Raw genomic sequence first — 8,652 nt, 5'->3', positions numbered from 1 at the left:
GGCGTGCTCGCTCCCGGCGAAGGCGGGAGCGAGCACGGCGAGCCGTTCGCCGGTGGTGCCGGGGCGGATGGTCTCGTCGTTGTCGAAGACTCCCGCCGCGTCCGGCAGGGCGATGGGCACGATCTCGCCCGCGAAGCCGCCGTTCTGAGCGGCCTCGGCGGCGAGGGCGTGCGACCGCGCCGCGTAGTCGTCGAGCTGGGCGCGCGAAAGGGACCACTTGTGCGCCACGAGTTCCGCTGAGACGCCCTGCGGGACCAGCAGGGGATAACGCGCCTTCACGCCGGCGCCGAACGGGTCCTTGTCCATCCGGGCGGAGCCCATCGGGACCCGGCTCATGGACTCGACTCCGGCGGCGATCACCATGTCGTACGCCCCCGCCATGACGCCCTGCACCGCGAAGTCGATCGCCTGCTGGCCCGAGCCGCACTTGCGCTCGATGGTCACGGACGGCACATGCTCGGGGAATCCCGCGGCGAGCACGGCCTGGCGTCCCGGGGTGGCCGACTGCTCGCCGACCTGCCCGACGCAGCCCACCAGCACGTCATCGACGAGACCGGGGTCGATTCCCTGTCGCCGGACCAGCGCGGAGAGCACCTGCGCGAGCAGGTCCACGGGGTGGGTCCCCGCCAACGCTCCGGACTGCTTGCCGCGGCCCATGGGGGACCGCACGGCGTCGACGATCACGGCAGCTGGCACGTTATGTCTCCTATCTATATATATGATTAATATATACCTTCTGAACGCCGTCGGGCGAGTGCGGGCTTGACGAATAATCCATGTTCACCAATATCATAGATAACACCTTGATGAGGGAGGTCCCATGAGTGTCCGGATGCCAGACGGTGACACTGACGAACTGAGGGCGCTACGTGAAGCGGCCGCCGCCGTCGCCCTTGACCGATATGCGCCCGTGGCAGAGCAGTGGGACGAGCAGCGCACCCCGTTCCCCCATGACGAACGCCGCTATCTGGGCGGTCTGGGCTACCTGGGAATCGCGTTGCCTGAGCGGTTCGGCGGGGGCGGGGCGACACTGAGAGAGGCCCTGGTCGTCATCGAGGAACTGGCCAAGCAGTGCCGGCCCGCGGCGTTCCAGGTCTTCGAGTCCAACACCGGGCCCGCCCAGGTGGTCAGCCTCATCGGCACGGACGGGCAGCGGGAGCGCTACCTGCCCGGCATCATCAGCGGTGAAACGACGATGGCGGTGGCCATCTCCGAACCGGACGCCGGATCGGCGGCGACCGACATGACGACCCGCGCCGTCAGGTCCGGCGAGACGTTCGTGGTCAACGGCCTGAAGCGGTGGATCTCGAACGGCGGCGAAGCCGACTCCTATCTGGTCTACGCCCGCATGAGCGAGGAACCGGGCTCCAAGGGCATCGGCGCGGTCATCGTCGACGCCGACACTCCGGGCGTCAGCTTCGGCAAGCCGGAGCGGCTGATGGGCTTTCGCGGCATCCCGTCCGCCGACGTCATCTTCGAGGACGTACGCGTCCCGGCGGAGAACCTCCTGATCGGGCCGGGCGGCTTCCGCCGGCTGTTCACGGCGTTCTCCATCGAGCGGCTCGGCAACTCGACCATGAGCCTCGCCATCGGGCAGGCCGCGTTCGACCGGAGCATCGCCTACGCCCAGGAGCGCGAGCAGTTCGGCAAGCCTCTGGTCGAGTTCCAGAGCGTCCAGATGTCGCTGGCGGACATGGCGATGCAGGTGGAGGCGACCAGGCTGCTGATCCGGCGGGCGGTGGAGAACGCGGGCGCGGGCCTGCCCGACCCGCTGGAGGTCTCGCTCGCCAAGTGCACCGCCAACGAGATGGCCAAACGGGTCACCGACCTCGCCATGCAGATCCACGGCGGCAACGGCTACACCGAGGAGTACGGCATCGAACGGCTGCACAGGGACGCCCACGGGTGGGCCCTGGCCGGGGGGACCCCTAGCATGCAGCGCATCCGTATCGTCTCCGAACTGCTCGGGCGCACCTTCGACCAGCGGCGCTGACCCACCCGGCACGACCAGACCAGGGAGAACTCATGTCATCACGACTTCAGGGCCGCGTCGCCGCGGTCATCGGCGGCGGTTCGGGGATGGGCCGCGCCATCTGCCACCGGCTCGCCGCCGAGGGGGCGAAGGTCTACGTCGCCGACCTGAACGGCGGCTCGGCGACCACCGTGGCCAAGGAGGTCGAGGAGCAGGGCGGCGTCGCCGTGCCCCAGCAGGTCGACGCCACCAGCGTCGCCGCCCTGCGCGCGCTCTACGCGCGCGTCGAGGCGGAGGACGGGGTCCTGCACATCATGCACAACCAGGTGGGCATGCCCGGCGCCGCCGGCCTGGACATCTCCGAAGAGGAGTTCCAGCGCAACATCGACGTCAACGTCAAGAGCGTCTTCTTCAGCGCGACGCTCGCGTTCGACCTGCTCAAGAAGGCCGGCAAGAAGGGCTCCGTCACCATGACGGCGTCGACCTCGGCCCTGGTCGGATCCCCGTTCAGCCCCATCTACTCGCTGACCAAGGCGTCCCTGGTCGGCTTCACCCGGGCACTGGCGCTGGCCGGCGCGCCCGACGGCATCAGGGTCAACTGCATCTGCCCCGGCACGGTGGAGACCCCGATGCTGGCCTCCTTCTTCGGGCGCGAGCGGGGCGCCGACGTGACGGCGCTGGCGGCGGACTTCGTGGCCGGCATCCCGCTGGGCCGGGCGGCGCAGCCCGCGGAGATCGCCTCGGTGGTGGCGTTCCTGGCCAGCGACGACGCCAGCTTCGTCACGGGTGTCACGGTCCCGGTCGACGGTGGCCTCGTGGCCAAGTAGGCCGGACGGCCAGTCGACCGCGGAGCAGGCCGCTCCCGTTTCCGCCCGCCGCCGGGTCGCCCGGCATGTCCCCGTCGTTGGAGGTTCCACTGCGATGACCCGCACGTACACGGATTTGAAGCCGACATTCGAGGATGCCGGGCTCTGGACCTCGCCCAAGGTCCTGCGTCACCACGCGGCGCGCCGGCCCGGCGACACCTTTCTGATCGCTCCGGAGGAGGGGCGGCAGTGGACCTACGCCGAGATGCTCGACGCCGCCGAGCGCGTGTCCGGTGGTCTGCTCGCGGCGGGCGCCGAGTCCGGTGACCGGGTCCTCGTCATGGCGGCCAACTCCTCCCAGTTCATCCGCACCTGGCTGGGCAGCGCGGTCGCCGGGCTGGTGGAGGTGCCGATCAACACGGCCTACGAGGGCGAGTTCCTGCGCCATCAGAGCACCGTCGTCGCACCCCGGTGGGCGGTGATCGACGACGTGTTCGCCGAGCGGTTCGTCGCCATCGCCGAGCACGTGCGGGGGATCGAGAAGTTCTGGGTCATCGACACGGGCGGCGCCGACCGCGCGGTGTCGGCGTTGCGGGCCCATGGCTGGCAGGCGGAGCCGTGGACCGCCTTCGAGCAGGCGGCGGCGAAGGCGGGCACGGACCCGGAGATGAGCGACCTGGCCTCGATCTTCTTCACCTCCGGCACCACCGGGCCATCCAAGGGGGTGGCCATGCCGCACGCGCAGATGTACTTCTTCGGGGAGGAGGTGGTGTCCCTCACCAGGCTGACGAGCGAGGACACCTACTTCACCTGCACCCCGTTGTTCCACGGCAACGCGCAGTTCATGGCGGCCTACCCGGCGCTGATCGCCGGCGCCCGGCTGGTGGTGCGGTCGAAGTTCAGCGCCAGCCGCTGGATCGACCAGCTCCGCGAACACGACGTGACGGTGACCAACCTGCTCGGCGTGATGATGGACTTCGTCTGGAAGCAGGCGCCGAGACAGGACGACCGCGACAACAGGCTCCGCTGCGTCTTCGCCGCCCCCACCGCGTCGTCGATTCTGCGTGAGTTCAAGGAGCGGTTCGGCATCGAGGCCTTCGTCGAGGTATTCGGCCTCACCGAGACCTCCGCCCCGATCCTGTCGCCGTACGGCGAGGACCGGCCGGCCGGCGCGGCCGGTCTCCAGGCGGCCGACTGGTTCGACATCCGGCTGGTGGACCCGGCGACCGACGAGGAGGTCGCGGTCGGCGAGGTCGGAGAGCTGGTGGTCAGGCCACGGCGGCCGTGGACGTGCAGCATGGGCTACTACGGCATGCCGGACAAGACCGTCGAGGCGTGGCGCAACCTCTGGTTCCACACCGGTGACGCGCTGCGCCAGGACGCCGACGGCTGGTTCTACTTCGTGGACCGCTACAAGGACGCCCTGCGCCGGCGCGGCGAGAACATCAGCTCCTACGAGATCGAGCAGGCGATCTACGGGCACGAGGCCGTGCTCGAATGCGCGGTGATCGGCGTCGCGGCGGACGTCGAGGCGGGAGAGGACGAGGTGATGGCGGTCATCACCGTCTCCCGCCCGGTCGACGCGGCGGAGATCTGGGCCTTCTGCGAGGGCAGGATCCCGGCCTTCGCCGTGCCGCGCTTCATCCGGTTCGTCGAGGCGCTGCCCAAGACGCCGTCGGAGAAGGTGCGCAAGGCGGCGCTCCGCGACGAGGGGATCACGTCCTCGACGTACGACCGGACCGTGTGGGCCGCCGGTCGTGGCTGAAGACAGCAGAGAGAGTGGAGGACACCATGGACTTCCGCGCTGACCCTCTTCACGAGGAGATCCGGCAGGCCGTCCGCAGGGTCTGCGCGGATTTCCCGGACGAATACTGGATGGAGCGCGACGAGAACAAGGAATTCCCCTGGGAGTTCTACGACGCCATCGCCAAGAGCGGCTGGCTCGGGCTGACCATCCCCACCGAGTACGACGGCGGGGGGCTCGGCGTGACCGAGGCGGCGATCGTCGAGCAGGAGATCTCCGCCTCGGGTGCCGGGATGGGCGGCTGCACCGCGGTCCACATCGGCATCTTCGGCTTCGAGTCGCTCATCAAGTACGGAAGCGAGCAGCTCAAGCGGCGGTTCCTGCCCCGGGCGGTGGCCGGCGACCTGCATGTGTCGTTCGCGGTGACCGAGCCGGACGCGGGCACCGACACCACCAACATCTCCACCTTCGCCCGCAAGGTCGACGGAGGCTTCCTCGTCTCCGGCAAGAAGGTGTGGATCAGCAAGGCGCAGGAGGCCGAACGGCTCTTCCTGCTCTGCCGCACGTCGCGGCGGGAGGACTCGCCGAAGCGGACGGCGGGCATGACGCTCTTCTTCGCCCCCCTGGACCGCGAACGGATCACGATCCGCAGGATCCCCAAGATGGGGCGCAACGCGGTCGACACCAACGAACTGTTCATCGACGACCTGTTCGTCCCCGACGAGGACGTCATCGGCGAGGTGGGGCAGGGCTTCAAGGCGATCCTCGCCGGACTCAACGCCGAACGGGTGATCTCGGCGAACGCCGCGCTCGGCCTCGGCAGAGCGGCCCTGCGCCGGGCGACCGAGTACGCCAAGGAGCGCAACGTCTTCGGCCGGCCGATCGGCCAGAACCAGGGCATCGCCTTCCAGCTCGCGGAGGCCCGGATGCGGCTCGACGCGGCCGAGTTGATGTGCCAGAAGGCGGCCTGGCTCATCGACAACGACCTTCCGCACGCCGAACAGGCCAACGAGGCGAAGTACCTGGCCGCGGAGGCGGGATTCCACGCGGCGGACGTCGCCATCTCCGTGCACGGCGGCTACGGATACAGCAAGGAGTTCCACGTGGAGCGGTACTTCCGTGAGGCACGGCTGATGCGGATCGCGCCGATCAGCCAGGAGATGGTGCTCAACTACCTGGCCGAGCACGTGCTCGGCCTGCCCAGGAGCTACTGATGAGGCCGTACCGATCCATCCTCTTCGTCCCCGGGCACAAGCTGGCCTGGGCGGAGAAGGCGCTCAGGTCGGGCGCCGACGCGATCATCCTGGATCTTGAGGACTCCGTCCCCGCCGGGGAGAAGGCCGCCGCCAGAGCGGCGGTGGCCGGCTCGATCGGGCGCCTGCGCTCGCTCGACGCCACGGTCGGCATCGGGGTGCGGGTCAACGGCCTGTCGACCCGCCTGACCGGGGCCGACCTCGAAGAGGTCGTCGTGCCCGGCCTCGACGTCGTCTTCGCCCCCAAGATCGAACGGGCGACCGACGTGCTCAGGTACGACACGCTCCTCGATCACTTCGAGCATCGCAACGGGGTGACCGGCCTGGAGTACATCGTGCCGGTGGAGACGGTCAAGGCGATCCAGAACTGCGCCGAGATCGCCGCAGCCTCCCCGCGGGTCGGGGCGATGATCGGCCCCACCGCCGAGCACGCCGACATCGCTCGCGAGGTCGGGTTCGAATGGACGCCGGAGGGCCTGGAAACGCTGTACCTGCGCAGCCGCGTGCTGCTCGCCTGCCGGGGCGCGGGGCTGCACGCGCTCACCGGCCTCTGGGAGCGGATCGACGACCTGGACGGCCTGGAGACCTTCGCCCGCCAGGGACGCCGGCTCGGGTTCCGCGGCATGATCGCGATCCACCCGAGCCACGTGCCGGTGCTGAACTCGGTGTTCTCCGCCTCACCCGAGGAGATCGACTTCTACGAGGGCATGGTCTCCGCCTACGAGCGGGCGGCGCGGGAGGGCAGCGGCGCCCTGCGCTACCGGGGGCTGCACATCGACCGGGCCCACTACGACAAGGCGCTGCTCTGGCTGGAGAGCGCCCGCGCGCACGAGGAGTCACGCGAGGAGTCACGCGAGGAGTCGCGCGAGGAGACGCACGAGGAGACGCACGAGGAGGCAGGGCGATGATGCGCGGACTCTACTTCGAGGAGTTCGAGGTGGGCCGGGTCTACCGGCATCCGTTCACCCGGACCGTCACCGAGATGGACAACATCATGTTCACCTCGCTCACCATGAACCTGCAGCCGCTGCATCTCGACGAGGAGTTCTCCAAGAAGACGATCCACGGCCGGCGGGTGGTCAACAGCCTGTTCACCGTCGCCCTGATCGGGGCCTTCCACGTCCCCGAACTCACCATGGGCACGACGCTCGGCAATCTCGGATACGACGAGATCACCTTCCCGCATCCGGTGTTCCACGGTGACACGCTGCGGGCCGAGACGACCATCGTGGACAAGCGGCTCTCCAAGAGCCGGGACGACTCCGGCATCGTGTGGTTCGAGCACCGGGGTTACAACCAGCACGACGTGCTGGTCTGCTTCTGCAAACGAGTCGGTTTGATGATGACCAGGCCGGCTGAGCCGGGCGAGAGTGAAGAAGGCGCGCGATGACCCAGACAGACGCTGCTGCCCACCCGATGCGCGACTGGATCCCCCCGGTCAGGCGGCTCACCATCGGTGACCGGATGGTCGAGCCCGAGGGGGAGCGCTGGGACGTGTACAACCCGGCCACGGAAGAGGTGATCGCGAACGTCGGAGGCGCCTCGGCCGACCAGGTCGACGCGGCCGTGGCCGCCGCCCGCGAGGCGTTCGGCCCCTGGTCCAGGCTGTCGGGCGAGGAGCGGTCCCGGCACCTCCACCGCCTTGCCGACGTCCTTGAGGCCGCCGCCGACCGGCTGCTGCCCTCGATCGTCAACGAGGTCGGCACACCCGTCTCGCTGGCGTCGTACCTGCAGGTCAGGATGGCGGTGGAGCAGCACCTGCGATGGGCGGCGGAGGCGGCGAAGATCGACCGTACCCAGCACCTCGGCGGCTGGCACGACCCGGTGCCGACCATGAGCGACGTGGTGCACGAGCCGGTCGGCGTCGTGGCGGCCATCACCGGCTACAACTACCCGCTCAACCTGGCCGTGTTCAAGTTCGGCGCGGCCCTGGCCGCCGGCTGCACCGTCGTGCTGCTGCCGTCTCCCCGCACCCCGCTGACGACGCTCCTGCTCGGGGAGCTCATCCGCGAGGCAGGGCTGCCCCCGGGCGTCATGAACGTGATCATCGGCCAGGCGGACGTCGGCAAGCGGCTCTCCTCGCACCCCGGCGTCGACCGGGTCTCCTTCACCGGCTCCGACGGCGTCGGCGCGCAGATCATGGCCCAGGCGGCCCCACCCTCAAGGGCGTGACGCTCGAACTCGGCGGCAAGTCCCCGAACATCGTCATGCCCGGCGTGGACGTCCGCAAGATCGCTGTCGAGATGCACCTCCGCTGGTCCCGCAACGCGGGTCAGGGCTGCGCGGCGCTGGCCCGGCTGCTCGTTCACGAGAGCTCCTACGACGAGTTCCTGGAGGCGGGCGCCGCGGCCTTCGACCAGATGATCGTCGGCGATCCGTGGGACCCCGCCACGAACATCGGCCCCATGATCCGGCCCGACCACCAGCAGCGCGTGCGCGGCTTCATCGACCAGGCGGTCGCCGAGGGCGGCTCGAAACTGCTGGAGGTGACCCGGCCACTGCCGGACAAGGGCTGGTTCGTCAATCCGGTGCTGCTGGGCGGCCTGCCCGCCGACGCCCGTGCCGTGCAGGAGGAGATCTTCGGGCCGGTAGCGGTGATCATGCCGTTCAAGGACACCGAGGATGCGATCCGGCTGGCGAACGACACCCCGTACGGGCTGGCGGCCAACATCTGGTGCGACGACCCCGCGGAGGCGAGGCGCGTCGCCGAGCGGGTGCGCGCGGGCACTGTGTGGATCAACGGTGGCGGGAGCATGCGCCCGGACGCGCCGTTCGGCGGGTACGGCCGGTCCGGACTCGGCCGTGAGCTGGGCGAGTGGGGCATGCGCGAGTACCTCGAGGTCAAGCACATCCAGTGGCGGGTCTGAGCACCCCGTG

9 protein-coding genes are annotated in these 8,652 nt (G+C 69.5%); 8 read left to right on the top strand and 1 reads right to left on the bottom strand.

The window, feature by feature from the left end; translation table 11 throughout:
• The coding region (locus IEY82_RS32430) for a thiolase family protein (RefSeq protein WP_189128082.1) at nucleotides 1–696 on the bottom strand (696 nt) is incomplete at its 3' end.
• Nucleotides 697–820: 124 nt separating this feature from the next.
• Between IEY82_RS32430 and IEY82_RS32425 the strand changes: the two genes are divergently transcribed.
• From IEY82_RS32425 to IEY82_RS40025, 8 genes are all read left to right on the top strand, one after another.
• Nucleotides 821–1,993, top strand: a complete 1,173-nt coding sequence (locus IEY82_RS32425) for an acyl-CoA dehydrogenase family protein (RefSeq protein ID WP_308425888.1) — start codon at nucleotides 821–823, stop codon at nucleotides 1,991–1,993.
• A gap of 32 nt (nucleotides 1,994–2,025) precedes the next feature.
• The gene (locus tag IEY82_RS32420) at nucleotides 2,026–2,799 is read left to right on the top strand and encodes an SDR family NAD(P)-dependent oxidoreductase (RefSeq protein ID WP_189128081.1); all 774 of its coding nucleotides are present in this window, start codon (nucleotides 2,026–2,028) and stop codon (nucleotides 2,797–2,799) included.
• Nucleotides 2,800–2,893: 94 nt separating this feature from the next.
• Nucleotides 2,894–4,543, top strand: coding sequence for an AMP-binding protein (locus IEY82_RS32415; protein ID WP_189128080.1), 1,650 nt, complete (start codon nucleotides 2,894–2,896; stop codon nucleotides 4,541–4,543).
• 26 nt (nucleotides 4,544–4,569) lie between these two features.
• Nucleotides 4,570–5,736 carry an acyl-CoA dehydrogenase family protein gene (locus IEY82_RS32410; RefSeq protein WP_189128079.1) on the top strand — a complete coding sequence of 389 codons (1,167 nt, stop codon included), beginning with the start codon at nucleotides 4,570–4,572 and terminating at the stop codon, nucleotides 5,734–5,736.
• Nucleotides 5,736–6,683, top strand: a complete 948-nt coding sequence (locus IEY82_RS32405; RefSeq protein ID WP_189128078.1) for an HpcH/HpaI aldolase/citrate lyase family protein — start codon at nucleotides 5,736–5,738, stop codon at nucleotides 6,681–6,683. The genes IEY82_RS32410 and IEY82_RS32405 overlap by 1 nt, the downstream gene beginning before the upstream one ends.
• Nucleotides 6,680–7,165: a MaoC family dehydratase gene (locus IEY82_RS32400; RefSeq protein ID WP_225263988.1), complete on the top strand. Its 486-nt coding sequence runs from the start codon at nucleotides 6,680–6,682 to the stop codon at nucleotides 7,163–7,165. The genes IEY82_RS32405 and IEY82_RS32400 overlap by 4 nt, the downstream gene beginning before the upstream one ends.
• Nucleotides 7,162–7,947 (top strand): aldehyde dehydrogenase family protein, encoded by a 786-nt coding sequence (locus IEY82_RS40030; protein ID WP_263648681.1) that lies wholly within the window; start codon nucleotides 7,162–7,164, stop codon nucleotides 7,945–7,947. The genes IEY82_RS32400 and IEY82_RS40030 overlap by 4 nt, the downstream gene beginning before the upstream one ends.
• Nucleotides 7,944–8,642: an aldehyde dehydrogenase family protein gene (locus tag IEY82_RS40025; protein ID WP_268241137.1), complete on the top strand. Its 699-nt coding sequence runs from the start codon at nucleotides 7,944–7,946 to the stop codon at nucleotides 8,640–8,642. Before IEY82_RS40030 ends, IEY82_RS40025 begins: the two co-directional genes overlap by 4 nt.
• The last annotated feature ends 10 nt before the right edge of the window (nucleotides 8,643–8,652 follow it).

It is taken from the genome of Nonomuraea cavernae, from assembly GCF_014646355.1.
Taxonomy (GTDB): domain Bacteria; phylum Actinomycetota; class Actinomycetes; order Streptosporangiales; family Streptosporangiaceae; genus Nonomuraea; species Nonomuraea cavernae.
Note: the sequence above shows the minus strand (reverse complement) of the source record. Positions and strands in the feature narration are given on the sequence as shown.

Bases quoted from the DNA above. Each gene is read 5' to 3' on its own strand.
- IEY82_RS32425 (WP_308425888.1), top strand. From the start codon at position 821: ATGAGTGTCCGGATGCCAGACGGTGACACTGACGAACTGAGGGCGCTA.
- IEY82_RS32420 (WP_189128081.1), top strand. From the start codon at position 2,026: ATGTCATCACGACTTCAGGGCCGCGTCGCCGCGGTCATCGGCGGCGGT.
- IEY82_RS32415 (WP_189128080.1), top strand. From the start codon at position 2,894: ATGACCCGCACGTACACGGATTTGAAGCCGACATTCGAGGATGCCGGG.
- IEY82_RS32410 (WP_189128079.1), top strand. From the start codon at position 4,570: ATGGACTTCCGCGCTGACCCTCTTCACGAGGAGATCCGGCAGGCCGTC.
- IEY82_RS32405 (WP_189128078.1), top strand. From the start codon at position 5,736: ATGAGGCCGTACCGATCCATCCTCTTCGTCCCCGGGCACAAGCTGGCC.
- IEY82_RS32400 (WP_225263988.1), top strand. From the start codon at position 6,680: ATGATGCGCGGACTCTACTTCGAGGAGTTCGAGGTGGGCCGGGTCTAC.
- IEY82_RS40030 (WP_263648681.1), top strand. From the start codon at position 7,162: ATGACCCAGACAGACGCTGCTGCCCACCCGATGCGCGACTGGATCCCC.